This is a genomic window from Chelativorans sp. J32, from assembly GCF_000518985.1.
GTDB lineage: Bacteria > Pseudomonadota > Alphaproteobacteria > Rhizobiales > Rhizobiaceae > Chelativorans.
This window is the reverse complement of record NZ_JAEQ01000008.1, coordinates 1-25,527: the sequence shown is the minus strand read 5'-3', so window position 1 is coordinate 25,527 and position 25,527 is coordinate 1. Positions and strand designations below refer to the sequence as shown.

The window sequence follows — 25,527 nt, the reverse complement described above, 5'->3', positions numbered from 1 at the left end:
TCATTTGGTTCCGCAGGCGGTGGCGGCCAGACGCTCCCGTTTCGGGCCGGATACGCGGTCCAGCGATCGGTCAAGGGAGTCGAGAACCTGCCGCCGGACTGCGTCGAACGCGTCCGAGCGCCGGTCGCGCGGGCGCGGCAGGCCCGCCGCTATCTCATCGAAAATCCTCCCGGGACGCGGGCGCATGACCATGATGCGATCGGCCAGCGCGATGGCTTCGTCTACGTCATGCGTGACGAGTATAAGCGTAGGCCTGGAATCCGCCCATAGAGCGAGCAGATGATCCTGCAGGTCAGCACGGGTGAAGGCGTCGAGGGCGGAGAACGGCTCGTCGAGCAAAAGCACTTCAGGCTGCGGCACCAGAGCGCGCGCGATGGCGACGCGCTGGGCCTGGCCGCCGGAAAGCTCGCGGGGCCACGCATTTGCCTTTTCGGCAAGCCCGACGCGCCCAAGCGCCGTGACGACCCGCCGATCCCGCTCCGGCCGCGGCAGATGCTCGATGCCGAAGGCGACGTTTTCCGCGACGGTAAGCCAGGGAAGCAGACGCGGCTCCTGGAAGATGATGCCGATCTTTTCATGCGGCGCGGTTATGGTCATGCCGTCGAGCATGACGCGGCCGCGGCTTGGCGTGTCGAGGCCCGCGATCGCCCGCAGCATGGTGGACTTGCCGCAGCCCGAGCCGCCGACCACCGCGACGATCTCGCCGAGCGCAACCGACAGGCTCACGCCTTCCAGCGCATGAACGCCGTTCGGGTAGGTCTTGCCGACGCGATCGAGGACGAGCATGTCAGTTCGCCCCGTTGCGCGCGAACCGGTCTTCCCAGCGCAGGAAGGGTTTTGTCGCAGCGACGATCAGCCAGTCGGAGATCTTGCCCAGGATGGCAAAGGCGACGATCGCGGTAACGATCTGGGCCGGTTTGCCGAGTTGCTGGCCGTCGATCAGGAGATAGCCCAGGCCCTGGGATGCGCCCATGAACTCGGCGGCGACGACGAACATCCAGCCGAGGCCGAGACCGGACCGCAGAGCGGTGATGTAGGAGGGAAGGACCGCGGGCAGCAGGATGCGGCGAACCATCTGTGCGCCGGAGAGGCGGAAGATGCGGCCCACCTCGACGATCTTGCGGTCCACAGAGGCAACGGCGCCCATGACGCCGAGATAGACGGGAAAGAACACGCCCACCGCGATCAGCGTGACCTTCGACGCCTCGAAGATGCCGAGCCACAGGATGAACAGCGGCACCCATGCGATGGAGGGGATGGCGCGCAATGCCTGCAGCGTCGGATCGAGAAGGCGGCTGAGAAAATTCGAGTAGCCGGTGACGGCCCCGACCACCGTACCCGCAACGACGCCCGCCCCGAAACCGACGGCGACCCGTGTCAGGGTGGCGATGGCATGGTGCTGCAACGCACCGCCTTCCGCCAGTTGCAGGAACGTCGCCCAGATGACGGATGGTGGCGGCACGAGCCTGCCTGTGGACCACCCAAGACGGACAGCCAGTTCCCAGCCGATCGCGGCGAGCACGGGCAGGAAAAGCCCGAGCGCCGGCCCTTTGAGCCGATCGAGCAGGCTCTTGCGCCGCTCCTGCCGGAGCTCCGCCGTCTCGCCGGTTACACTACTCTCCATGATAGCCATCGGACCATGCCCTCGTTGCTGCCCGACCGATCATCCGGATAGGGCGGCCGTCCAAGGTCAGTTCCCGACCGGCACGTAGCCGTCGGCGACCAGATCGTCGAGCACATTCTGCACGTCAATGCCTGGCTCGATGACGCCTGCCTTCTGCAGGGCAAGGCCGGCCTGGAGGATCGACTCGCGCTGGGCCTCGCCGATCACGCCGTTGCTGAGATCCGTGCGTTCGTTCAGCTGCTTGTCGGCAACAGCGTCCGCCAACTTGGTCGCCGCAACAAAGCTCGCCTTGAGCTCATCGGGATGATCGAGGGCGTATTTGCGTGCATTTTCATAAACGACAAGCACCCGCTTCACCAGGTCGGGATGCTGCTCCAGGAACGCCTCCCGGGTGCTCAGTATGCCATATGTGTTGGCGTCGGCATCCCGGTGGAAGAGGCGCGCGCCTTCGTTGAGCTCGACATTGGCCATCATCGGATCGAGGCCAGCCCAGGCGTCGACATCGCCACGGACAAGTGCGGTGGCCCCATCAGGATGCTGCAGCAGCACCGGCGTGATGTCCTGCTCGGTGAGGCCCACGCCCTGGAGCGCGCGGACGAGGAAGATGTGCGGGTCTGTACCGCGTGTGACGGCGACGCTCTTGCCTTTCAGGTCGGCAACGCTGTTGATGCCGCTGTCCTTGGCTGTGACCAGTGCCGTCCATTCCGGCTTCGAAAAGACATAGACCGATTTGATCGGGTTGCCGTTGATCTTGCTGACCAGCGCGGCAGCGCCCGCACTGGAACCGAAATCGATCGAGCCGGCATTCAGGAACTCGAGCGCTTTGTTGGAGCCGAGCGACTGCACCCAATGGATCGAGATCTCGTCCTTGGCGAACTCTTCTTCGAGCCAGCCCTTGTCCTTGAGCAGCATCGAGACCGGGTTGTATGTTGCCCAGTCTATGGTGATGGTGTCGGGATTGTCGGCGGCAAGGGATGCAGCCGAAGGCAGCAGGCCGAGCGAAACCGCAAGACCGAGGACGAGACGGCGCGACAGAAACTTCATGGCATTCCCCCACATGGTTGCGGCGCCGCAGCGCCGACATTGATCGAGGCGGACCACCGGTCCGCCATCAGCTCGCGGGAGAATTTCGGCCCCGCGCTTTAGCTGCATTTGTTGAGCGCCCGCAAGCTGCATGCTCAAATCGGCGCTTCCACAACGTTATAAAGCGGCCCTTTTTCCAGCAAACCGGAACGATTTGCTTTCTTCGCGCCGATGTCGGAAAAAAATTCCAAGAAACGTGATCGCCGTGGTGTTGCCCGGTAGATCGACAGGCGCGAGCCCAACCAGACCGGCAGGATCATGCGGAGGCTCAGCCTGGTCCGCCTTCGCCCTGACCGACCCCGCCATGGGCCATGGCCTATGTCCTACGCACGAGCCCGTGCCGGTTTCCTCGACACCGCCCAGCGAGTGAACCTAAGCCGCAATCGCGACGTTAGTCAGAGGCGCACTTTTCGCGACGTGCTCAGACAAGGTCCATATGCCCAAATTCGTGATCAATCCGCCGGTGTTTTTCGGGTCCGTAGCCATTACCGCGATATTCCTCGGGATCGGCGCACTTTTTCCCGGCCAGGCGGAGGAAATCTTTGCGGCGGTGCAGAGCTGGATCCTCGACTCCTTCGGCTGGTTCTACCTGTTGGCCGTGGGGATCTTCATCGGCTCGGTGATCCTTTTCGCCGCGAGCAGTTTCGGCAACCTCAAGCTTGGCCCGGATGATTCATCGCCGGACTTCCACTACCTGTCCTGGGTAGCCATGCTCTTTGCCGCCGGCATGGGCATCGGCCTTATGTACTTCGCTGTGGGCGAGCCGATGACGCATTTCGCGGCCCCGCCGGAAGCCGAACCTCTCACCATCGCTGCGCAGCGACAGGCGATGAGCGTCACCTTCTTCCATTGGGGGCTGCACGCCTGGGCGATCTATGCAGTCGTTGGGCTCTCGCTCGCTTATTTTGGCTACCGCTACAACCTTCCACTCACCGTACGTTCAGGTCTCTACCCATTGCTCAAGACCCGCATCGATGGGCCGATCGGACATGCCGTCGACATCTTCGCCATCTGCGGAACGCTTTTCGGCATCGCAACTTCGCTCGGTTTCGGGGTGCTGCAGATCAATGCGGGCCTAAAATATCTGCTCGGCCTCCCCGACAGCGTCGCCGTTCAGCTCGTCCTGATCGCAGTCATCACCGCAGTCGCCACCATCTCCGTCGTCACCGGCGTCGACAAAGGGATCCGCCGCCTCAGCGAACTGAACCTGATCCTCGCAATCCTGCTCATGCTTTTCGTGCTGGCGGTCGGGCCGACAGCCCAACTCCTTCGCGATTTCGTGCAGAATATCGGCTTTTATCTCGACACGATCGTGCTGCGAACCTTCAACATCTATGCCTATGAACCGCGTCCCTGGATCGACGCATGGACCCTCTTCTATTGGGCATGGTGGATTTCCTGGTCGCCGTTTGTCGGCATGTTCATCGCCCGGATTTCCCGCGGCAGAACCGTGCGGGAATTCGTGATCGCCGTCCTGTTCATTCCCGCCGGCTTCACCTTCTTCTGGATGACCGTCTTCGGCAACACCGCCCTCTTCATCGATACGACCGTCGCCGACGGAGCGCTACACAGGGCCGTGGCCGATGATCTGTCCGTCGCGCTATTCCAATTTTTTCAATATCTGCCTCTTCCCGTTCTCACCTCGTCGATTGCGGTACTCCTGGTAGCTGTGTTTTTCGTCACCTCAGCCGATTCCGGTTCACTCGTGGTCGACACGATCGCAGCCGGTGGCGAAACGGAGACCACGACGGCCCAACGCGTGTTCTGGTGCGCGATGGAAGGCCTGATTGCCGTTGTGCTTCTGCTTGCCGGCGGCCTCGGGGCGCTGCAGTCAGCAACGATCGCCACCGCCCTTCCCTTCTCGGTGATCATGCTCGTGTTGGTCTGGGCTCTGTTCAAAGGCATGAAGTCCGATCTTGCGCAGAGGCAGATCGGACAAGGAACGATCGCTCCCCAGGCCTACCCTGCCGCCGGCCTCACTTGGCAGCGCCGGCTTGGTCTGATCTTGAATGCCCCGGCCGAAGAGGAGGTGGCCGACTATATCGCTAGGATCGTCAGGCCTGCCCTCGAAAGCGTGGCGCAGGAACTGGAGAAACGCGGACGCGTGGCTACGGTCTCGCGCGACGATGACGGCTATTCTGTCTCGCTCACGGTGCCTGCCAGCGGCGTTCGCGATTTCGTCTATGGCGTGCATCCCGTAGCCTACCGCCTTCCAGCCTTCTCCGCTCTCGAAGCTGCGCAGGGAGACCAGCGCTTCGAGGCGCATACATTCTTCAGCGACGGCAGCCGTGGCTATGACCTCATGGGCATGACACAGGAGCAGATCATCTCCGACGTGCTCGCTCAATTCGACCGCTATCTGCAGCTGGTGCAATCACCCGAAGCCTCCCTGGTGATCGGTGCGCCGGAACACGCGCCGGACACTCCCACCCAGCATTGAATAGGCGCGGCGGCCCGTCCTTCAGGAGCATCAATTGCAGTGGATTGCCGAGCATCGTGAGCTGATAACCGCCTTGACCGGCGCCGGCACACTGCTGGTTTGGATCATTTACCTCCAGGTGTTCGTCAGCAGCTATCGCAGACAGCTGCGCGCCACCCTGCTTATCACACGCGGCGCGGGAGACGGGTTGGAAGCGCGATGTCTTCTCAGCAATATGAGTTCGGGGCCTGTTTATGTGCAGAGCGTGCAAGTGAGACTTGAGACGCCCACCGGAACGCTTATCAGCCCGGTCACCGATACACTCGATCTGGAGGATGAAGCTCTGCCGGGCCCGCGCTTGCAAACCCGGCAGGGCCCGTTGGAGAGCGGGCAGACCAGAGACCTCGGAACCTTCGGCAATTTGATAAATCACGCCCTGCGAACCTCAACCGAAGGGCCAGATCTTTCCGTCTTGGCCAATATTCGCTCCGTCACCATAGAAATCGTAGGCATATATGGCTCTGAAGACCTGCCGATCGGCGCGCACAGGTGCTTTCTCTTGCTCGACCACAACGGTCGACTGCGCATCCAGGGGCAGGAGCTCGAAACGAAGCAAATCAGAAGCAGGCGTGAAAGAAGACGGCTTGTCGCCGATCTGGAACGTGACCGCTGAACCGGACGGCGGCGTTCATAATTTCACGGCAGCTTCCCCTGATCCGCCAGTTCTGGATCTCGGGCAGAGTTCAGGCCGCCGCGCCTTTCGCGGCAGCGATGGCGCGATGAGCGACCACTCAGATCTTTCAGATCATAGTGGCTGGGCATCACGACCTCCCCGAGTTCTGAATCAAACACTTCCGCACCCGGCGAACGGTTTTTGATTTTACGGGCCAGGCAATAACTCTTAGGTTGAAGAGATGGCGCTCAAGCGGATGGACAATGTAGGAATCGTCGTCGATGACCTAGACGAGGCGATCGATTTCTTTCGCGTGCTCGGCCTTGAGCTCGAAGGGCGGGCCATGATCGAAGGAGAATGGTCCGGACGTGTGACGGGGCTGGGTGATCAACGCGTGGAGATTGCGATGATGCGCACGCCGGACGGCCACAGCCGGCTCGAGCTCTCCTGCTTTATCACACCACCTGTCGTGGCAGATCACAGGAACGCCCCGGTCAACGCCTTAGGCTACCTCCGCGTCATGTTCGCCGTGGACGACATCGACGAGACGCTTGAAAGGACCCGCAGCCGCGGCGCGCAACTCGTGGGGGAAGTCGTCCAATATAAAGACGTGTATCGGCTCTGCTACATTCGCGGCCCAGGTGGGCTTCTCATCGGACTCGCCCAAGAACTCACTTGAGCGAAATACCGCCAGCATTGACGAAGGGCACATGTCATTAGGGATGCGCTGACGGACCAGTCAAGGCTTGCGTTCCGGGTGTCGACCTAGAACCTCATATTGAGCTTCGCGCTGAAGCCGTGCTGGCTGGAATCACTAGCAAGCTGCCCTTGATACGTCAGTCCGAGCTTGGCCGTGTCGGCGATATCGAAATCGACCCCCAGCTCCAACAGTGCCGCGTTTTCAGCAATAGGTGTGCCAGCAACGGTGAAGGTATCGCCTCCGGCAAAAGCATGCGTTGCGAGCGGTGTCGTATCGGCGAAGGCATGCCGCCAGCCAATCGTGCCTCTCGCCGTCGCGGTCGTCGAACCAATATTGAAGGCAGTCGATGCCCTCAGGCCGATGGTTGTAAACGTGGTATCGCTACTTCCATCTCCCCCTGCCAAGGCCGCTGCACCACCGTCTTCCGTGAAGCCATCGGAATCGAATTTGACATAGGCAAGATTGGCGAACGGCTCGAACGCAAATCGGCCCTTGTCCATGGCGTAAGCGAGTTCACCGAAGGCTTGGAAAGTGTTCGCATCGTAATCGGCCGACAGGCTGTCGGCGAGGCCGGGCAGGATGATCGAGCGATCGGAGTTGATCTTGTGCCACGTGTAGCCGATCCCCGATCTGAGCGCGAGCGCTCCCCACCGAGTGCCGCCATAAAGACCAATATGGTGATTGTCGCTGGAGGCAGACGCGTTCAGCCGATCGAGATCGAAGGAGGAGTGGCTGTAGCCGACTACCAGGCCCATCCGCCACAGTTCAGCAAGCTGGCCGTCGATGCCCGCCAGGAAGCCGCCGGTCCTGCGCTCCAGCTCGCTTGCATTTCCGTCCGCGTCAATCTGGCCCCAGGCGCCGAAGGCACGGCTCCAGGCGGCAACAAAATCGGTGCTTGCCTCGGCAAGCTCCGGTCCTCCTGGACCATAAGCAAGCACAGGCGTGGCAGAAGCGCCGACGCTCTCGAAAGCTGAGCGGAGACGGTCCGTCATGGCGTCTCGAAGCTGATGCGAATCCTCAATAAGCCCGCTTCGGATCGACGCGTGGATTTCACCGGACAACTGGTCGAAGGCGCTACGTGCGGTCTCCTCATCAAACTGGACTAGCGCATCATAAATTTCTTCACCGAAGCCAAGGCTTTCAACGCCAGTGGCAGTGGCGCGTTGGTTCCGGGTACGGCCGATGTCCTCGAAATCGATATCATTGCGGTCAAGCGTCAGGGTCACCGACTTTCCGTCATAGTCCAATTTAGGATCGAGAAAGACGAAATCCGACGTCACGCCTTCGAAGGCACCGGTGATGCCCCCCTCGGCCGTAAGAACGGTATAGGTCGAACGTGGGTCATAGGCGCCGGTCATCCCGATATGGACGGCCGAACCGCCATTGAGAATGGCCGAACCGGTGACCGCAATCAGATCAGACGCTGATCCACCGGATGCAACCTCCACCTGATATCGTGAGCCCGCCGCAAAGATCAGGTCGCCATCGATCGTCATCGTACCCAGCGAATTGCCTGGAGCGATGATGCCGCCCGAGGCAACCAGAACGCTGCTGCCAATACCGCCGCCGATCGTGCCCGAGCCGCCGAGAACGCCACCATCATCTACGGTGATCGAGCCGCCAAGCTTACCATCACTCTGGTTGCCGCCGACAACCAGGCGACCACCCGCCACCACAACATGACCACCGAAAGCTGAACTGTCGCCCGTGAGTTGGAGGATGCCCTCGCCCTTCTTGACGAAACCGCCCGCGCCCGTCAGCACACCGGCATAGCTGGCATCTTCCAGCTGATAGAAAGTGAAGATCGCATCCGAGCCAACTTCCGCATCTCCCATGAAGCGCCCTGCTGATGAGATGAGGTTGCCCCCCTCAATCGTCCAATCGAGCACGGATGTGCCGGAGAGAGTGAGCGTGCCCGAGCCGCGCTTGATCATCTCGCCATCGGTCGAACCGAGGCCAAAAACATTCCCGGCAAAGCTGCCATCGGCGGTCTGGTCGAACACCACCGTTCCGGCATTGCGCACGGTGCCCGAAATCGAATTGGAACTGCCCACGAGTATTCCGGCCTCGACCCGCGCGCCGGCATAGGTGTTGTCGCCGGCGAGCATCAACGTACCGGCGCCTTGCTTGACCAGGTTGCCCGGGCCGCTGATATCTCCGGATAGAGCGAGCATGGTGCCCGCACCAACGTCGAAGGCGCCGTGGCCGGACCCGATCGTGGTTCGACGGGCGCTGCCGAAGCTCGCTGTTGTCCTCAGCGTACCTCCGTCCAGTACCAGCTCACCGACAGTGCTGCCGAGATTGCCAGCCGAGGTCACCTCGACGGCTCCTCCAAGGATTCTGGTGCCGCCCGAATAGCTATTGGCGCCGGAAAGGACCAGGGTTCCCGCTTCTGTCTTGGTGATACCGCCTCTTCCCGCAATCTCAGTGGCGATTACGGCCCTGTCTGCCAGAACCCGGATCTCCGCATTGCCGTCCGCGCGTGTCGAACCGTCCACGAGTAGTTGGCCGGCCCCTTCCAGGCGGTAGCCTTCGTCCACGAACTGCAGACCCTTGAAGCTTTGGGCGCCATCAACGGCGATGCTTCCACCCGCGAAGCTGCAGGCATCCTTAAAGATGGCGGTATTGCCGGCCCAGGTGGCCGGGATTGGCCCGCCCTGATTCAGCCAGTTCGTATTGCCGGCACCCCATGTGCCATTTCCACCCTGCCAGTGCTGCATCGTGTTGTCGCCGGCCGCCCCAACTAAGAGGTCGATGCGGCCGGGCCCTGCCTGGATCTGGTATGCGGCAGGTTCCTGCATCGCCGGTGTAGAGCCGATCGTCAGACCGGCGCCGCTAAGCGTGCCGGTGTAGGTCATCAGGCGGTAATAGCCGAAACCTGCCTGGCCATCCGCGGCGTCGCCGCTCTGCAGTAGGTTAAGATTGCCGTTGAGCGAAAGGTCGCCATTGACGACAATACGGTCGCTGTTGCCGGATGCCGGGTCACCCGCCGATCCGGAGCTGCCAAATTCGTAATCGAGCCAGGCACCGGCTGACAGTGTCAGATCGCCGTCGACGGTCAGCGTTCCTATGGAACTGCCTGGCGCAATGCGGCCGCCCAGCTCTACAGTCGTGTCGCCCACCGTGCCTGAACCGGCCAATGTGGCGCCGTTGCGGACGGTCAGTGAGGAAGAGGATGCGATCGATCCGCCGCCGTCGATTTGCAGGCGCCCCTCGTCCACGAAGGTTGCTCCCGCGTAGGAGGATACCCCCGTAACAATCAGCGTTCCCGCGCCATCCTTCATCAGACCGCCGATGCCGTCCAGTGCGCCGTCGAGCGAGACCATTGCATTCGCGTCGGTTGAAATGATGCCGCCTGCAGATGCGAGATTGAAGCTCTTGTCGGTATCAAAGCTTAAGGTCGCACGCAGGTAGCCTCCATCAAGCGTCACGACATTCGCCGCCCCACCGAGATTGCGGTCAGATGCGACCGATACGCTTTTTCCGATGCCGATTTTCAGCCCACCGATGAAAGTGTTGGTGCCGGTCAGGGTCAAGGTTCCGATGCCGTCAATCGAAACACTGCCCGCACCGGAAATGTCCCCGGAGAAGACGTTCGGTCCGAGATCGAGGAATTCGACCGCGCCATTATTGCGTATATCGCCGCGAATGGAGACGGTGTTTCCCGCCAGTATGCCCTGCTCAACCACCGTTCCGCCGGAATATCGATTGCCGGTATTGGCAAGCTCCAGCCTGCCAGATCCGCGCTGAACGACTTGGCCTGTGCCATCTATACCGCCATTGAAGACGATATCGTCGGAGCGATTGAAGGTGAGCGTGCCGTCGTTGACGACATTCCCGGCGATCCAGCCGGACCTACCGCCCGATCCAATCTGCAACTCTCCAGCCCGGATGGTCGTGCTGCCGACATAGCTATTGTCCGCAGTCAACGTCAGCGTGCCGTCACCCAGCTTGGTCAGGCCACCGGCACCCTGGAGCGCTACTGTCAGGCCGATATCGTGACCATTGCTGTCGATGAAGGCGCCGCCCTCTGCGATCGACACATCCCCTGTTTCGAAGTCAGACACGAAATCCGGACGATCACTGATAGCCCTGAGGATACCGCCATCGAAGATAAGCGTGCCGGTGCCAAGCTCTTCGGCAACAAGTCCGGTTTCCAGAACCCCACGCCCGGCCTCCGTTCCATTCAGCCGGATCGCGCCGACGCTACCACTTTCATTGGCGACGACCGTTTCCACGGCGAAAACTCGTCCCGAGTCAGAGACCGTGAGCAATCCCTGCCCGGACGTTCCGACGAAAAGCGCAGCGCTGTTGTTCCATTCGGATTCGGCGCCGTTAACGTCAACGGTCCCGTGCGAGCCGGCGATACCACCAATATAGCCGATCGTATTTGACACGGTGCCACCGTCTCTTACCGTCAGTGCACCGGTTCCGAAATTGGCGACCGAAAGCGAGGAACCATTTCTCCAGGCGGATCCAGCTCCGGTGACCGTAACAGTGCCGTTCGCGGTGGTGTCGTGGCCGACAATGCCCACCGTGTTGCTGACGGTGCCCCCATTCTCAATAAGAAGGAACGCGGTACCGGCCCCTGCGACATTGAGATTGGCGCGGTTTGCCCAGTCGGCGCCCGGTCCGCTGACTGTGACGCTGCCGCTTGCTCCAGCACCAACGCCGATGCTGCCGATGGTGTTGCTTACCTTGCCGCCATCGGCGATCGTCAAAGTACCGTCACCGAAATTACCAATGTTGAGATTGCCGTCGTTCTCCCAACGGGCGTTTTCGCCTTGCACGGTTACATCGCCCCGCGAACCAGCCATATTCGCAACATAGGCGTTGATGTTGGAGACGGTTCCGCCCGTTCCGATGGTCAGAGCGCCGGTGCCACCGCTCCCGACCACAACATTACCCGAATTGGCCCAGGTCGCACCCTCGCCCTCCACCGTGACAGAGCCCTGCGAATCCGAGGAAAGGCCGATCTGGCCGCCATAATTGCTGACCAGTCCGCCGGCGCCGATTTGGAGTTCGCGTCCCCAACGCCAACCAGCAGGTTGGAGGAAACGAGCCAGCGCGCATTCTTGCCCTCCACGCTCACGCTTCCCTTCGAAGCCGCCGAAGATGCGATAGTCGAGCCCGCGCTCATCACTGTGCCGCCGGCACCGATTCTCAGCGTCCCGCTGCCTTGACTGCCGACGTGGAGTATATTCGTGTTTTCCCAGCGGGCGTTTTCTCCCTCCACCGTGGCCGTCCCGTTGGAGCCTCCGTACTGGCCGATATAGCCGTTCACGTTGGAAACCGTCCCGCCGGTGCCGACAGTCAGGTTGCCGGTGCCGCGCACACCAACGCCCATATTGGCTGAACTCTCCCATCGGGCGTTTTCGCCGGCAATCGTCGCCATGCCTTCGGAACCCGCGAGATTGCCCATGTAGGTGTTGACGTTCGAAACCAGGCCGCCGGCGCCGATCGTCAGTTCCCCGTAGCCGGACTGGCCGATATACATCGTGCTGGTCGTCAACCGGGAGCCGTCTCCCGTCACGGCCACCACGCCTCTCGAGCCGGCCTCGATGCCGAGCGCGGTGTCCCGGCCGGTCGTAACCGAGGCACCGTTCGAGACCGTCAGATTGCCATGGCCGAGAACGCCCACGCCAAGAAGCGGGCCGGAGACCGTCAGTCCCGCTCCACTCAACGAAAGCGTACCTGAGCCCTTCGCAAATTCGCCGAGGTAAAGCTCGGTCGCGGCAACAGACCCGCCATCCCGTACGGCCAGCGATCCTGCGCTGTTAAAGCCGACGCTGAGATATCCGCTGTCCAGGGATGAGCTTTGCCCTACCGTTACGCTGCCCTGCGCTTCAACGCCGATCATGAAATCGCTCGCGGCGACCTTGCCATTACTCGTTATCGACAGTTCGCCAACGCCACCCAGACCGACGAAAACCTCATTGGCGCTCCACGACGACGCCGTGCCGGTTACCGAGAGAGCGCCAGATGACGCCTCTCCGATAATGGCCTGGCCCAACGAGGTGAGCTTCCCGCCGCCCTCGATGCTCAGGGATCCCTGCGCATCCCGCCCGATGCTGAGGGTGCTGACTGACCAGGTGGACCCACCCCCCGTGACGCTCGCTTCGCCCTTCGCGCCATAACCGATCCAGGCTGTTGCTGTGCTTACAACGTCGGCACCATCTGCAATGATCAAGGTCCCGGTGCCATTTCTCCCGACAACGACCGCGCCGGAATTCCACCGAGAGCCTTCCCCGGTCACCAGCACTCTGCCGTCTGAGCCCGCCTCGCTACCGATATGGGACGAAACCGCGGTGTTGACCTGACCTCCATTGGAAATGGTGAGCGTTCCATGCCCCGCCATCCCGACCCGGAGGCTGTCGCTTTGAAGGGAGGCGTTTGAGCCCGAAACCAATATGGTCCCCGAAGAACCCGCCTGGTTGCCCAAGCGCACGGTCGGAGCGGTTACCTGGGCATTCGGCCCTATAGTGAGAGTGCCGTTGCCGCTATCTCCTACATATAAATAGTCGGTGATTTGCCAGAGACCGGGAGCGGATACCTCGCCGTTATCGATGATTTCCTGGGCGGCAATCGGAGCCGAGCTCAATAGCAGGGCGAAGAAAGAGACACCGCCGAGCAAGATTTGCTGACGAGAGCCGTTCCGATTTGCTGCGCTTTCAGCTTTATCCAGAAGCGATCGATTGACGACCCTCGCCGACACGTCCCCCGTTCCCCGCACTCGCCAACCCCTCGATCCCGTGCAGCGCATTCCCGAGACATCCGCTAACGCTTAGGCCTATGCGCCGATTCCGAAACATTTTTCACCTTTACAGGCAAATCCGGTCAGCCGACTTGATAGAACTTGCGGTCAGGCCACTGTGATTGATACGATCATCTTCGTTTTGTTGAGATTTTCCGATGAATGACGGCCGGGGTGGATTTGGCGCGAACGAAGAACGGCTAAGCTACGATCCACCACCTGCGGGTTACGGCGCGTTATCGATGCGGAAGGCTCCTCCTCCGCGCATGCTCGATCATCCCAGAATTGCACGCGCGGTGCGCATGATCGAACGGACGCCCGCCACGTCGACGACCCTAGAGGACGTTGCCGAGCATCTTGGGCTCAGCCCATTCCATTTCCAGCGGCTGTTTCAGGAAATCATGGGGGAATCGCCGACCGCATATATGCGACGGACGCGCCTTGACCGTGCGGCCATGAACCTCCAGATGAGCACGCAATCCATCACCCACATCGCGCTTAACGCCGGCTATGCGAGCCATGAGGCTTTCATTCGCGCCTTCCAGAGACAATTTGGCCTGACGCCCTCCGACTACCGATCCGCAGCTCAAAAGATCCTTCCGACTCCGCCAAGGCCCCGTAACGAAGACCTGTCGCGAGCAAAGGTCGCCCAGCGGGCGGAAATCAAGCTGCTTGCGATGCGGTTTTACGGGTCATACGCGCTGATCGAAGAGAACTGGCGGAGGTTCGCCGAATATCTCGTGCAGATAGGCTTTCCGCTTTCGGAAGCCCAGCCGGTCGGGGTCATCCTCGATACCCCTCTTATTACTCCCGGTGATCTCGTCCGATACGATTGTGCGGTGGTGGATCAGGGTTTCTCCGCCGGCCGGACCGCCTTGTCCCCCCTCGAATTCAGGCCCGGCCGCTATGTCTCGATCAGGCATCAAGGGCCTTATGCAGAGATTTTCCGCACTTATGAGTTTGTCAGCGTCGACTGGCTTGCGGCTTCCGGTGAGATGTTCCTGCCGGATGGAAACGGAGGATACGAATTCTACAATTCGCCGCCCTGGACGAATATAGGCCAAGCACAAGACCTTCAGATTGTTCTTCCATTAGCGGACAAAGCCACAAGGAAATGAACAACACGCTCCGACGGTGGCTCAATCGGCGCTGTCGGCATCGATACCATAACGCTTCATTTTTTCCCAAAGCGTCGTCCGCGATATGCCGAGCAGCGCTGCCGCTTGTTGAACGCCCCCGCCGGTGCGCCGCAAAGTGAGGAGTATATGGGCGCGTTCGGCCGCCTCACGCGCCTGCGCGAGCGTGTCCACGGTGGGGACTTTGTCGTCCGCCGGGGCGCCATGCTCAGGAAAGAGGTCGTCCGCTTCGATCGACGGCCTGCTGGCAAGCACGACCGCGCGGTCCACGCGATTTATCAACTCACGGATGTTTCCTGGCCACCCATATGTCCTTGCGACGCTCAGCGTCGCCGCGCTGATTGCCGGGGCCGGCCGCCCGAATTTCACCGCCGCCTCGCGCACATATTGCTCCAGCAGGCCGGCTATCTCCTCGCGCCGCTCGCGCAGCGGAGGCATCCGGCAGGTTATGACATTGATGCGGAACCAGAGATCCTCGCGGAACAGACCTGCGGCGACCATCGCCTCCAGGTCGCGGTTGGTGGCGCAGACGATGCGTCCCGCGAAGGGGAGATCATCCGTAGACCCGAGCCGGCGGAACGTTCTCGACTCGATGACACGCAGCAGCTTCACCTGCAAAGCGAGCGGCAAATCCCCCACTTCGTCAAGGAAAAGGGTCCCTTCACCTGCTTCCTCGACATAGCCGCGATGCCTGCCCACAGCCCCGGTGAATGCGCCGCGCTCGTGGCCAAACAGCATGGAGTCGGCCATCTCGGCCGGGAGCGCGCCGCAATTGACTGCCACGAAAGGCTTGTCGCGGCGCGTCCCGCTATCGTGGAGATGACGCGCGGCGACTTCCTTGCCGGTGCCGGTCTCTCCCAAAAGCAGGACGGGTAGATCGGTGTCGGCGACGCGGTCCAGAACGGTCTCCACGACGCGCATCGCGTCCGAACCGGTGAGCCGCTGCCCCGGTCCTGAGCCGCCTCGCCGGCAGATGGAGCGCAGCGTCTCGACGAACCGGTCCAGATCAAAGGGCTTCGTGACGTAATCAATCGCGCCTTCGCGTACGAGCCGCACCGCTTGATCGATATCGCCATAGGCGGTCATGAAGATCGTCGGAACCATCCCGACACGGGTAAAGTGACGCCGCATAATCGTCTCGCCATCACCGTCCGGAAGCCGGATATCGGAAACGATGACGTCCGGATCGATGCGAGCGAGAAGCTCTTCCGCTTCCCGCGCGGTGCGAGCCCAGCGCACACGAAAGCCCTCGAGCGAAAAGCGCTGGTCGAGGGAGGCGCCGAGTGTCTCGTCATCTTCGATCAGGAGAAGCAGGGCGTTCACGATCCTCTCCCTTCTTCGGTGCTTGCTTCCGCGCCGTTCGGCAACACGAGCGTCACCGTAGTGCCTTTGCCTTGTTCGCTATGTATCGAGAGCCGGGCGCCAATCTGCTCTACCAGATTTGCCACCACCCAGATTCCAAGACTACGCTCCAGCGGTACGTCGTCCACCTTTCCCGAGACCAGGGAGGCGACCATGTCCGCTGGCATTCCCTCCCCTTCATCGCAAATGCTGATGCGCACCGTGTCCTTTCCCGCACCGAGCTCGACGCGAGTCAGCACCCTGCCACCTGGCGGAGAGGCCCGAACCGCATTGAGGAGGAGGTTGATAAGGATTTGCCGCAGGGCATCCGCATCCGCAGGGATCTCGATCTGGTCGTCCAACTCCCAAACGATATCGACGCCCACGTGTTTCGCTTCCGGGCGGATCAGGAGATCGAGGTCCTGGATATCGCGTCCGGCCAGAATGCGCCTTTCGGAACGGCGGCGATAAGTTGCCAGTGTCACGTCGACAACCCGGCCTATCGATTCGAGCCCCTGCTCCAAGAGCTTCACCGTCTCCTCGCGCACGCGCGGTTCGTCTCCAAACCGCTTCAAGGTGGAAACGCCGTTCATGAGGCCTGCAAGCGGATTGCGCACCTCATGGGCGATGCCGGCAGCCATGCGCGCAAGCAAAGCGTCTCGTTCCTGCTCAGCGACATCGGAGAGAACCTGCGCCCGCTCCGCTTCCGACTTCTCACGCAGCGCGAGCGCGGCCTCCAGACGGCGCAATTCGTCCCCCCGCCTCAGGCCTGCGTGCATCGTGTCTGGCTCGTCATGCATGGCCAAGCGAGCGATAAAAGCATCCAGAGGCGCCAGGGCTCGGCGTGTGACCACGTACACAGCCACGGCAGCCAGTACCGCCACCAGTATGTCAACGATGAGGGCTGCTATGGCGGCTACGTCCCCCGCCTCGATGACTTCGCTAGCGTCGAAGGCCGCGCTCAGCGCGAAAGGGATCTCGGCCTCGCGATAGCTTCGCATCACGACGGTTAGCTGCCGGTCGGGATATTGCCAGACGCGTCTTCCTTCCGGGCCAGGCGTGTTCCAGGCATCGAGGGCAGAGCGGAGAATCGGGCGATGCGCCTCGCCGATGACGACAGTATGAAGTTCGCCTGCGGCATCCCTCCAGCGAACCGCTATGGATTCCTCACGCAGGGCGGTGCGGTAGGTGAGCGCTGCCGCGATCTGCTGTCGGACGGTCTCCGGCCGTGCCGCAAGTTCAGCCGCTATCCCGCCTGCGACCGCGTCGAGAAAGACCACGGCCTGATCCTGCAGTGCCGCCTCGTTGCTGGCTCTCAGGAAACGTACGCCGATCTGCGTGGATCCGACCGCGACGACGAACATTGCCAGCGCGACAAAGAGCGGCAGCGATGTTGTGAGCGGCAGCCGGCCTTTGTTCTTGCGGGCATGGAGCGAAACGGACATCCAGCGGACTATAGCCAAACGACACTGCCGTGAAAGTCGAAACAGGCTCAGCCGCTGCCACCGGCCTCCATGACCAGGACGTCACCACGCATGGCTGGCGCGATCCGATCGCGCCAGTGCAAACCATACCAGGCGGTACGCAGCGGCCTTGGGACCGCGCCGAGAATGACGGCATCGGCTGACGCGAGCGAAGCCGGAATGGTGCAATCCTCTGCGCTCGCGGAGCGGTGCTCGAAGCTGCAGCCATAGGCCGCCGCCACTCCGTCGAACGCGGCGATACGCCCCGCGGAAGCGCCTGAGACGAGCACCACATGCGGATCGGGCCAGAGATCGGCGGCAAGCGCCCAATCGAGGAGGCCGGGAAGATGGGGCTCGCCGCAGTCGCGCAGGACGATGCTTGTCTGCACTCCGCGAGAGGCCGCATCCGCGCAATAGAGAACCGGGCCACGATGCACCAGAGGCAGACGAAGAAGGCCGTCCGGCTCCCAGGTCGTCAACGGCCGCCGTTCTTTTACCTGATGATGAAACCACCCCTCGCAAGGCAGGATGAGCAACTCGCCTCCTCTTTCCGTGCTCGCCAGGAGTTGTTCGGGATCGCCTTCATCATAGTTGAGCGAGACGGCAAGGCCCGCGGCGTCGATCCGCGTCTTCAGCGCCCTAATGGCTTCTCCAGCGGCGGTCCGGATGCGCGTCCGTGCCTGGAGTTGATCCTCGGCTGTGTCTATCGCGCAGCGATCGATCAGGATATGCGCCGAAAGCAGTGCGCCGCGCTTTTTCGCAATCGCAAACGCTCGCTCGGCTATCGGTTCCACCCTTCCCGCGATAACGGCAAAGCGCACGGTGCTAAGAGCCGGAAGCTTCTCGACCACCTGCGTCGGACGAGGCTTATGAGGTGCCGTCCTGCTTCCTTTTCGCACGGGCGGCTCGGATGTGGGGCGTAAATCCGCTTGCCACGCCATACGCTCGTCCAGTGCCTGGCTGCTGCGTTCCAGAATGCCGTCGAGTGCGTCGCCGCCGCGCAACGCAAGCCGAGCGCCGGAAACATAGAATGCGCGACCGAGCAGGTGTCCGGCGACCGGCACTGTGAGAAGCAAGAATGCCATAGCGAGCATGCCTATCACGGTCGCATCCGCAGCACCTTGGCTGATGATCGACCCGAGGATCACGAGCCCGGCCCCGAGCGTCCCGGCTTTCGTCGCCGCATGCATGCGCTGAAACGGGTCGGAAAGCCGCATAACCCCTAGGGCGGCAATGAAGAGGAAGCCGACGCCCGCGAGCTTGGCCAGGAGGGAAAGAATGGGAAGCATCAGTCGTCCTCCTTTTTCCGTTCAAGCAGGGCCGCAAGCGCGCAGGTCGCCAGAAAACCTATCAAGGCAATGCCGAAAGCAATGTCGAGGAACTCACGCCTGCCTGTGACCACCATGGTCAACGCAGCGATCGCAACCCCTATTCCCGTCAGCATGTCCAGCGCGACGAAGCGGTCCGCATAGCCGGGCCCCGTCATCATCCGCGCCGCACTCATGGCCAGCGGAAACATCAGCAAGGCGATCAACACACCGGCAATGATCGTCAAATGGGTGTCGAGAAACTCGATCATCCTTCGATCTCCTTGATCCGGGTCTCGAAGCTCTGCTTGATCCCGGCGATGACCGCTTCCGCTGACGGAGCGTCGAGCACATGCACATAGAGCTTCGACATATCCTCGCTCACGTGCAGCGAGGTGGTGCCCGGCGTCAGCGTCACGCAATTGGCAAGCGTCACCACGCCGGCGCGCGTGCGCAGATCGAGGGGGACGACAATGATGGCAGGCGCGATCCTGTCCTTTTTTCCAAGAACGGCACGCGCCACCGCAAGGGAGGAAACGATGAGCTCCCTCAGAAAGACGGTGCAGAGGATGGCACTTTTCGCCATCCGGGAGGGCAAGGAAATCGTCATTGGGTCGCTCCCGCGATGTGGCGTTCCTGCAGGACCGCAGCGATGAACAGCGCCCGATCGCCCATCGTCTCGGCCGCTTGGCCGGCGAAGGCGATCAGGGGCTCGGGGTTGAAGCCGATTGCGACGGTGACCGCACACAGAACGGCAATAGGCGCCGTCATGGCGAGGGGCACCTTCCGCACGCGCTCCACTGCACGCGGCGGCTCCTTCCAGAATGCTTCGATCCAGATCTTGCTCATCGAGAAGACCGTCAGGAGACCTACAAAAAGCGCAACCGCGGCAAGCCACGCCGCATCGCCACGGAACGAAGCGTCGATGACCATGAACTTGGCCCAGAAGCCGGACATCGGCGGGATGCCGGCCAGGGACAGGGCCGGGATCAGGAACAGCAGGGCCAGAAGCGGGGAAGAGCGCATCAGGCCACCTGCCTTGCGCAGGTCGTAAGTACCCGTGGCGCGATGGATCGCCCCGGCGATAAAGAAGAGGTTCGCCTTAACGATGATGTGGTGGATGATGTAAAAGATCGCTCCTGCCAGCGCGAGCGGCGTGGCGATGGCAAGCCCGAGCAGGATGTATCCGATCTGGCTGATGATATGAAACGATAGAATGCGCCGCACGTCCCACTGGACCGCCGCGCCGAGCACGCCGAAGAGCATCGTGCCGGCAGCGACCAGGGCCACGATGGTGCGAATGCCTCCGTCCTCCACCTCGAAGAGCAGGGTAAAGACGCGGAAGCACGCATAGACTCCGACCTTGGTCAGAAGCCCTGCAAAGACCGCGGAGACGACGATCGATGCCGTGTGGTAGGAGGCGGGCAGCCAGAAAAACAGCGGAAAGAAACCGGCCTTGATGCCAAATGCCAGCAGGAACATCATCGCCGCCACCCCGAGCGCGCTCGAAGCTTCCGTCTGCGGCAGGACCCGCGCCAGATCGGCCATATTGAGCGTGCCCGTGACACCATAGAGAAGCCCGATCGCCATCAGGAACAGGATGGTCGAGAAGAGGTTGAGCACGGCGTATTTCATCGCGCCGTCGAGCTGTGCACGTGTACGATCGAGCGTAATGAGCCCCAGCGTGGTGATCAGCATCACCTCGAACCATACGTATAGATTGAAGATGTCGCCGGTCAGGAAAGCGCCGTTGACGCCGACCGTCAGCCCTTGGAACAATGGATGGAATCCCGATCTGACCTGCCTTTGGCGCAGGTCCGCAAAGCCGAAGACCCCCGCGGCCAATGCCAGTAGGCTCGAAATGACCACCATCGCCGCCCCGAAGGGGTCGGCCATGAAGGAGATGCCGAAGGGTGCGGCCCAGGCGCCGAACTGCTTGACCTGAATGCCGTCGGAAAGAACCTGCGAAAGCAGGAGCAGCGACGCCACCAGGGTAAGCACGAGCCCGGCCATGCTCGCGGTGCGCTGTGCCCGCGGCGAGGACCAGAGCGCGGCGCACAGGGCAGCCGCGGCTATCGGTATGCCGAGCGGCCATAAAAGTGCGGTCTGCGCGAAGAACTCAGCCATTGGAGCTTTCCTCCACGAAGGGGCTGCCCATCGCTTCTGCGGCATTGTGGTGATCCGTGAAGACGGACCCCAGCGCGCGGTAGGTCTTCAGAACGAGTGCGGCGGCAAAGGCCACGAGCGCGAAGCCGATGACGATCGCTGTCAGGATCAGCGCCTGCGGCAGCGGGTTGGCTGCCTGGTCGCCAAGGGTTTCCGAACCGGCGCTGATGACGGGAGGTGCAGTATTGATCAACCCGCCTGACACGAAGATCAGCAGGTTCGTCGCGGCCGAAAGAAGCAGGATGCCCAGCACGACGCGCACGACGTGGCGTGACAAAAGGAGATAGATGCCGCAGCCCATCTGGGCCGCTATGGCAAAGGCATAGACGAGGTTCATTGGGCCGGATCCTCGTAGAGGCGAAAAATCAGACACAACACCCCGCCGACGACCACGCAGTAGACGCCGATGTCGAAGAGAGTGGCGGTGCCCAGATGAAGGGAGCCGACCTCGAACCACCAATGGGCGAGGAAGGACCGGTCCGACAGGACCCCCGGCAAGCCACTGAAAAAGGCAAGCAGGAGGCCCGCTCCCATCAGCACGACTGGATGCAGGTGAAGCGCCCGGCGAGCGACGGATACATTCTCGGCCAATGCAAGCATGGTGAATGCGGACGCAGCGACAAGGCCGCCCACGAATCCTCCACCTGGCTCATTGTGGCCGCGAAAAAGCAGGAACAGCGAGACGGCAAGCATCAAGGCGAAGAAGATGCGGGCCATCGCGGAAAAGATCAGCGACATTGCCTTACCCCTTGGTTCGAGCCGGCGCCGCACCGCGCAGCAGTGCCCAAACTGCAAGCGTTGCGAAGACGACGACCGCAATCTCGCCCAGCGTATCGATGGCGCGATAATCGACGAGGATGACGTTGACGACGTTGCGGCCGTGCGCTTCGAGATAGCTCGTCTGGCCGAAGTACTCCGACAGCCTTAGATCGATCGGCGCTGCTGTCATGCTGGCTATGGCGACGAACATGACGCCGGCAAAGCCGAAGGCCAGGAGCGCGTCACCTTGGCGCTCGGAAGAGGTGCGCGAATGACGCCGCCGTGCGGGGAGGCGCAGCAGGATCGCCGTAAGCAGGACGACGAGCAGCGTCTCGACGGCGAATTGTGTAAGGGCCAGGTCCGGCGCGCCGTTCAGCATAAAGACGACGGCGACGGCAAAGCCGGTAACGCCGACGGAAACAAGGCTGGCGATCAGGGATCGAGACGTGATTGTCGCCAGTGCTCCAAAGACCGAAAGCGCCAGAACGATCACCAGAGGCCATCGCAGCGGGCCGCCGGTCGGCACCAAGGAGACGCCGGTCGCGCCGGAAAGCATCCCGATCGCGAGCCCCATAATGACGGCAGAGACTACCACGGCGGTATAGCGGTGCTGGTCACCATTCTGCAAAACGCGCGTCGAGCGCCGCGCGAATCCGAGTATGGCGCCGAGCACCCAGCGGTAGCCGCCGTCACCGAAGGCTTCCGCAAGGAGCTTGCGGTGGCGTAATCCACCATGGATCTTGTCCCAGAAAATGGCGATCAAGACCCCGATCGTCACCACCAGCACAGAGAGCGCCAGCATTGGCGTCAAGCCGTGCCAAAGCGCAAAGGAAACGTCGATCGGCTCGCCATAAAGCTGCGACGCGGCAGGGCCGATCAGAGTGCGAGCGAGCGCGTCGGGAAAAAGACCGATCAGGATGCCGGCGCTCGCCAGGATCAGCGGCCCCGCCAGAAGCCCCGGCGTTTCGCCATGATGCACCTCCGTTACGCGCTTGGATCCGAAATAGAACGGCCTGATCGACACCACGCCGGCTACCCCCACCATCACGGCATTGACCATCACCGCGACCACAACCGGCACCACGTTCCAGTCGCTGGTAAGCTGCGCCTCGAAAAGATATTCCTTCGAAATGAAGCCCACGAAGGGCGGCAGACCAGCCATGGAAAGGCTTGCCAGCACCGCGGCCACTGCCGTCACGGGCAGGAAACGGGAAAGTCCACCAAGTTTTCGCAGGCTCGTCTGACCGGTCGCGTGAATCGCCGTTCCGGCGCAAAAGAAAAGCGCGGCCTTGTAGAACGCGTGGGCGACGATAAAGCCAACCGTCGCGACTGCCGCTATCTCGCCGTTCAGGCCGATCAGCATGACGAGGATTCCCAACGAAGCGACCGTCGATTGCGCGAGAACCGCCTTGAAGCCCTCTGCCCGCAGTGCCTGAAAAGCGGCAACCAACATCGTGAGCGAGCCGACCACGACAAGCGTGGTGCCGAACGCGGGCAGTTCCGCGAAGACCTGGTCGAAACGGGCCAGCAGGAAAACGCCCAATTTCACCATGGTCGCCGAGTGCAGATAGGCCGATGCCGGTGTAGGCGCCTCCATCGCATTTGGCAGCCAGAAATGAAACGGAACCTGGGCAGACTTTGTGAAGGCGCCGATCATGATCAGTATGACGATCGGGCCGCTCCAGGAACTCGCCGCCAGCTCGTCCGAGCGGGCAAGGATTTCCGTGACGGAGAAAGTGCCGAGATTGATGCCGATGAGCAGGATGCCCGCAAAAAGCACCAATCCGCCGCCGCCGGTGACCAGCAGCGACTGGAGCGCCGCTTTACGCGCCCCGGCACTCCCGCTGTTGAAGCCAATCAGCATGAAGGAGGTAAGGCTCGTCAGCTCCCAGAAGACGAACATGACGATGAGATCGTCTGCCAGCACGGTCCCCAGCATCGCAGCCATGAAGAGGAAGATGAGGCCGAGGAACCGGCCGATCTGGTCGCGCGGCTTTTGCGAAAAGTAAGCGCCGGCATAGATCACCACCAGCGTACCGATGCCGGTAATGAGAAGCGCGAACAGGAGCGAAAAGCCGTCGAGCCGGAAAGAGAACTCCACCCCCAGCGACGGCACCCACGGGATCGAGGTGAGCACAACGCCACTGTCTGCCACGGCAGGCACTCGCCGAAGGAGCGCCGCCAAGAGCATCACCGGTACCAGGCTCATCACCCAACCCGTATGCCTACCGAAGACCATGGCAGCCGTCCGCGCCACCAATGCTCCCAGCAGTGCGACTGCGATAACGCCTGGAAATTCGAACCCCTGAAAACCCACTGCCCCATGCTCCGTTCCTATGAAGGAGGATGAAGCAAGCGCCGTGCCAGGAATAAATATCGTTCGGAGCCAACCAGTTAGATTATTCGGCGGAGGGGGAGCGTTCGAGCTTTCGGACCAGAATGCCGAACCGCGTTCAACATTCTTAACGCCCACAGGCAGCGCGGAGCGACGGTCGTCGCCGAAAGAGCTCTTCGCTTAGCACAAGGATGAAGCAGGCACCCGCGATAGCGAAGAGCCGCTCCCTCGCCTTTCGCTGCCCGATGCGACGAGCACGCCTTACTTACGGCTGCGACCGTCGTGCAGGCCCTCAGCGGCATCGTCGGCAGGACGGTTTGCCAGCCATGCGCCCGAAGGGCGGCGAGCTGGACAGACGCGCGGCGAACCACCTTCCTCCGCACTGGACGATGCCTTGAGGCACGAGCACTCTCGACCTGATCGCGGGAAAAGCGGGCATACGGCCAGTGCCCGGGTGCGCCGTCCGCAGGGTCGCCTTAAGGCTTTATAAACCATTTGCGTTATATGCTGAGCAGGCACCTTCCATCTCCGCTATTGAGGGCCAGAGGCCTCCTATCGGCAGCGTTCCTGATCATGCTCGCCTGAACCCTGAACGTGCGAGCCATGCCGGACGGTCCGATGATGTTCGGAGGCGATAGCCAGAGGGGTGGAATATGGCGGCTACGGTTGTCGACAAGGTGAGCGGCTCGTCACGGATAGTGAATGCCACAACCGTCGTAGTCGACTCACCGAGCGTGGTGGTTTTGCGTTATGGCCCGGAGATGGTGGCTGGCTTCGAGCGCCAGGGGCTTGATCTCGTCATCCGGTTGCGCTCGGGCGCCGTCGTCCGAATCGCAAATTTTTACGATTCCCCCAGCAACGAACTCGTGCTGCAGGACGCCGACGGGGAGCTCTGGCTCGGAAAGCACAGCGAAGGTCTTGCTGATTTCCGCTTTGCAGAGATCGACTCGGTCGACCAGCTCGTGGGCGCTGGCGGCGCCTTGAATCCTGCTGCTGTGCTTGCCGCAGGCGGCCTCGGGCTCGGCGCGGCAGCCGCCGCTTCTGGAGGAGGCGGCGGTAACGACAGCATCTCGGACTCCGATGACCTGATAGCGCCTGCGCTTCCGACCGATCTCGCGATCAGTGACGACGGGACGATCCTTATCGGCAAAGGCGAACCGGGCGCGACCGTGACCGTTACCGATCCGGGAGGTCGTGTCATTGGCGAAGGCAGGGTCGAAGGGGACGGCTCCTTCACCGTGCCGCTTCACCCCGCTCAGATAGACGGCGAGCAGCTTGAGGTGATTCTGACGGATGACGCCGGGAACAGCTCGGACCCGGCAACAGCGACGGCACCCGACAGGACTCCACCTGCCGCGCCGGAGGTGGCGATCGATACGGACGGCCTGACCCTCACGATCAGCGGTGAACCCGGTACGACGGCAATTATTTACGGACCAGATGGCGAGGTGCTCGGCAGTGTGGTTCTCTCGCCGGAGGGCACGGCGGTCTATCCGCTCCAACCGAGCGACGGGCAGGACCTCACAGTCACCCTGATTGACGGATCAAATAACGAGTCTGGTCCGACGCCGATTACCGCACCCGACACGCTGCCGCCCGTCGCGCCGACGGCAGCCCTTGCCAACGACACCGGCACCGCCGGCGACGGCATCACCCGGGACGGCACGGTCAGTGTCGGCGGGCTCGAGGAGGATGCCGGCTGGCAATACAGCCTCGACGGCGGCCGGACCTGGCAGCCCGGCACCGGCACCAGCTTCGCCCTGCCGG

At 62.0% G+C, this 25,527-nt stretch carries 20 protein-coding genes; 5 read left to right on the top strand and 15 right to left on the bottom strand.

The features are described from left to right. The 4 genes from CHEJ32_RS0112360 to CHEJ32_RS27150 form a co-directional block, all read right to left on the bottom strand. Window positions 1-786, bottom strand: coding sequence for an ABC transporter ATP-binding protein (locus CHEJ32_RS0112360; protein ID WP_028034148.1), 786 nt, complete (start codon window positions 784-786; stop codon window positions 1-3). Window position 787: 1 nt separating this feature from the next. Further along, window positions 788-1,624, bottom strand: a complete 837-nt coding sequence (locus tag CHEJ32_RS0112355) for an ABC transporter permease (protein WP_051469652.1) — start codon at window positions 1,622-1,624, stop codon at window positions 788-790. Between the two features lie 66 nt (window positions 1,625-1,690). Next, on the bottom strand, window positions 1,691-2,668 hold the full coding sequence (locus CHEJ32_RS0112350) for an aliphatic sulfonate ABC transporter substrate-binding protein (RefSeq protein WP_028034146.1): 978 nt from the start codon (window positions 2,666-2,668) through the stop codon (window positions 1,691-1,693). 134 nt (window positions 2,669-2,802) lie between these two features. Further along, on the bottom strand, window positions 2,803-2,967 hold the full coding sequence (locus tag CHEJ32_RS27150) for a hypothetical protein (protein WP_156936689.1): 165 nt from the start codon (window positions 2,965-2,967) through the stop codon (window positions 2,803-2,805). Between the two features lie 176 nt (window positions 2,968-3,143). On the opposite strand from CHEJ32_RS27150, the gene CHEJ32_RS0112340 reads away from it, so the two are divergent. The 3 genes from CHEJ32_RS0112340 (at window position 3,144) to CHEJ32_RS0112330 (ending at window position 6,478) form a co-directional block, all read left to right on the top strand. After that, on the top strand, window positions 3,144-5,147 hold the full coding sequence (locus CHEJ32_RS0112340; RefSeq protein WP_028034145.1) for a BCCT family transporter: 2,004 nt from the start codon (window positions 3,144-3,146) through the stop codon (window positions 5,145-5,147). A gap of 34 nt (window positions 5,148-5,181) precedes the next feature. Beyond that, window positions 5,182-5,799: a hypothetical protein gene (locus CHEJ32_RS0112335; RefSeq protein WP_028034144.1), complete on the top strand. Its 618-nt coding sequence runs from the start codon at window positions 5,182-5,184 to the stop codon at window positions 5,797-5,799. Between the two features lie 241 nt (window positions 5,800-6,040). Further along, a complete protein-coding gene (locus CHEJ32_RS0112330; protein WP_028034143.1) occupies window positions 6,041-6,478 on the top strand; it encodes a VOC family protein in 438 nt (145 codons plus the stop codon). 86 nt (window positions 6,479-6,564) lie between these two features. Here CHEJ32_RS0112330 and CHEJ32_RS27725 read toward each other — a convergent pair whose 3' ends face one another. Together CHEJ32_RS27725 and CHEJ32_RS0112320 are read right to left on the bottom strand one after the other, a co-directional pair. Then, window positions 6,565-11,439, bottom strand: a complete 4,875-nt coding sequence (locus CHEJ32_RS27725; protein WP_371179801.1) for an autotransporter domain-containing protein — start codon at window positions 11,437-11,439, stop codon at window positions 6,565-6,567. Then, the gene (locus CHEJ32_RS0112320; protein ID WP_028034141.1) at window positions 11,367-13,214 is read right to left on the bottom strand and encodes a hypothetical protein; all 1,848 of its coding nucleotides are present in this window, start codon (window positions 13,212-13,214) and stop codon (window positions 11,367-11,369) included. The genes CHEJ32_RS27725 and CHEJ32_RS0112320 overlap by 73 nt, the downstream gene beginning before the upstream one ends. Window positions 13,215-13,411: 197 nt before the next feature. On the opposite strand from CHEJ32_RS0112320, the gene CHEJ32_RS24645 reads away from it, so the two are divergent. After that, complete coding sequence (locus CHEJ32_RS24645) at window positions 13,412-14,371, top strand: GyrI-like domain-containing protein (RefSeq protein WP_084032791.1); 960 nt, start codon at window positions 13,412-13,414, stop codon at window positions 14,369-14,371. 21 nt (window positions 14,372-14,392) lie between these two features. On the opposite strand, the gene CHEJ32_RS0112310 is transcribed toward CHEJ32_RS24645, so the two are convergent. Genes CHEJ32_RS0112310 through mbhE form a run of 9 tightly spaced genes read right to left on the bottom strand, consistent with a single transcriptional unit; the run spans window position 14,393 to window position 23,742 of the window. After that, the gene (locus CHEJ32_RS0112310) at window positions 14,393-15,712 is read right to left on the bottom strand and encodes a sigma-54 dependent transcriptional regulator (RefSeq protein ID WP_028034140.1); all 1,320 of its coding nucleotides are present in this window, start codon (window positions 15,710-15,712) and stop codon (window positions 14,393-14,395) included. After that, on the bottom strand, window positions 15,709-17,175 hold the full coding sequence (locus tag CHEJ32_RS24640) for a sensor histidine kinase (protein WP_051469638.1): 1,467 nt from the start codon (window positions 17,173-17,175) through the stop codon (window positions 15,709-15,711). Before CHEJ32_RS24640 ends, CHEJ32_RS0112310 begins: the two co-directional genes overlap by 4 nt. A gap of 47 nt (window positions 17,176-17,222) precedes the next feature. Beyond that, entirely contained in the window at window positions 17,223-18,482 is a 1,260-nt protein-coding gene (locus tag CHEJ32_RS0112300) for a monovalent cation/H(+) antiporter subunit G (protein ID WP_028034139.1), read from the bottom strand. Continuing rightward, complete coding sequence (locus CHEJ32_RS0112295) at window positions 18,482-18,772, bottom strand: monovalent cation/H+ antiporter complex subunit F (protein ID WP_051469637.1); 291 nt, start codon at window positions 18,770-18,772, stop codon at window positions 18,482-18,484. Before CHEJ32_RS0112295 ends, CHEJ32_RS0112300 begins: the two co-directional genes overlap by 1 nt. Further along, window positions 18,769-19,110 (bottom strand): Na+/H+ antiporter subunit E, encoded by a 342-nt coding sequence (locus CHEJ32_RS0112290; protein WP_051469636.1) that lies wholly within the window; start codon window positions 19,108-19,110, stop codon window positions 18,769-18,771. The genes CHEJ32_RS0112295 and CHEJ32_RS0112290 overlap by 4 nt, the downstream gene beginning before the upstream one ends. Further along, window positions 19,107-20,627 carry a Na+/H+ antiporter subunit D gene (locus CHEJ32_RS0112285; protein ID WP_028034136.1) on the bottom strand — a complete coding sequence of 507 codons (1,521 nt, stop codon included), beginning with the start codon at window positions 20,625-20,627 and terminating at the stop codon, window positions 19,107-19,109. The genes CHEJ32_RS0112290 and CHEJ32_RS0112285 overlap by 4 nt, the downstream gene beginning before the upstream one ends. Beyond that, window positions 20,620-21,003 carry an NADH-quinone oxidoreductase subunit K gene (locus CHEJ32_RS0112280; RefSeq protein WP_028034135.1) on the bottom strand — a complete coding sequence of 128 codons (384 nt, stop codon included), beginning with the start codon at window positions 21,001-21,003 and terminating at the stop codon, window positions 20,620-20,622. Before CHEJ32_RS0112280 ends, CHEJ32_RS0112285 begins: the two co-directional genes overlap by 8 nt. After that, window positions 21,000-21,404, bottom strand: a complete 405-nt coding sequence (locus CHEJ32_RS0112275) for an MnhB domain-containing protein (protein ID WP_028034134.1) — start codon at window positions 21,402-21,404, stop codon at window positions 21,000-21,002. Before CHEJ32_RS0112275 ends, CHEJ32_RS0112280 begins: the two co-directional genes overlap by 4 nt. Window positions 21,405-21,408: 4 nt before the next feature. After that, window positions 21,409-23,742: a hydrogen gas-evolving membrane-bound hydrogenase subunit E gene (gene mbhE, locus CHEJ32_RS0112270; protein WP_245261079.1), complete on the bottom strand. Its 2,334-nt coding sequence runs from the start codon at window positions 23,740-23,742 to the stop codon at window positions 21,409-21,411. A gap of 671 nt (window positions 23,743-24,413) precedes the next feature. Between mbhE and CHEJ32_RS24635 the strand changes: the two genes are divergently transcribed. After that, window positions 24,414-25,527, top strand: a 1,114-nt coding sequence (locus CHEJ32_RS24635) for an Ig-like domain-containing protein (RefSeq protein WP_034658320.1), incomplete at its 3' end; no start/stop codon positions are given.

Coding starts and splice junctions, on each gene's coding strand:
- CHEJ32_RS0112340 (WP_028034145.1), top strand. CDS start 3,144: ATGCCCAAATTCGTGATCAATCCGCCGGTGTTTTTCGGGTCCGTAGCC.
- CHEJ32_RS0112290 (WP_051469636.1), bottom strand. CDS start 19,110: ATGACGATTTCCTTGCCCTCCCGGATGGCGAAAAGTGCCATCCTCTGC.
- CHEJ32_RS24640 (WP_051469638.1), bottom strand. CDS start 17,175: ATGTCCGTTTCGCTCCATGCCCGCAAGAACAAAGGCCGGCTGCCGCTC.
- CHEJ32_RS0112285 (WP_028034136.1), bottom strand. CDS start 20,627: ATGGCTGAGTTCTTCGCGCAGACCGCACTTTTATGGCCGCTCGGCATA.
- CHEJ32_RS0112295 (WP_051469637.1), bottom strand. CDS start 18,772: ATGATCGAGTTTCTCGACACCCATTTGACGATCATTGCCGGTGTGTTG.
- CHEJ32_RS0112355 (WP_051469652.1), bottom strand. CDS start 1,624: ATGGAGAGTAGTGTAACCGGCGAGACGGCGGAGCTCCGGCAGGAGCGG.
- CHEJ32_RS24645 (WP_084032791.1), top strand. CDS start 13,412: ATGAATGACGGCCGGGGTGGATTTGGCGCGAACGAAGAACGGCTAAGC.
- CHEJ32_RS0112300 (WP_028034139.1), bottom strand. CDS start 18,482: ATGCTTCCCATTCTTTCCCTCCTGGCCAAGCTCGCGGGCGTCGGCTTC.
- CHEJ32_RS0112360 (WP_028034148.1), bottom strand. CDS start 786: ATGCTCGTCCTCGATCGCGTCGGCAAGACCTACCCGAACGGCGTTCAT.
- CHEJ32_RS0112275 (WP_028034134.1), bottom strand. CDS start 21,404: ATGTCGCTGATCTTTTCCGCGATGGCCCGCATCTTCTTCGCCTTGATG.
- CHEJ32_RS0112350 (WP_028034146.1), bottom strand. CDS start 2,668: ATGAAGTTTCTGTCGCGCCGTCTCGTCCTCGGTCTTGCGGTTTCGCTC.
- CHEJ32_RS0112330 (WP_028034143.1), top strand. CDS start 6,041: ATGGCGCTCAAGCGGATGGACAATGTAGGAATCGTCGTCGATGACCTA.
- CHEJ32_RS0112280 (WP_028034135.1), bottom strand. CDS start 21,003: ATGAACCTCGTCTATGCCTTTGCCATAGCGGCCCAGATGGGCTGCGGC.
- CHEJ32_RS27150 (WP_156936689.1), bottom strand. CDS start 2,967: ATGATCCTGCCGGTCTGGTTGGGCTCGCGCCTGTCGATCTACCGGGCA.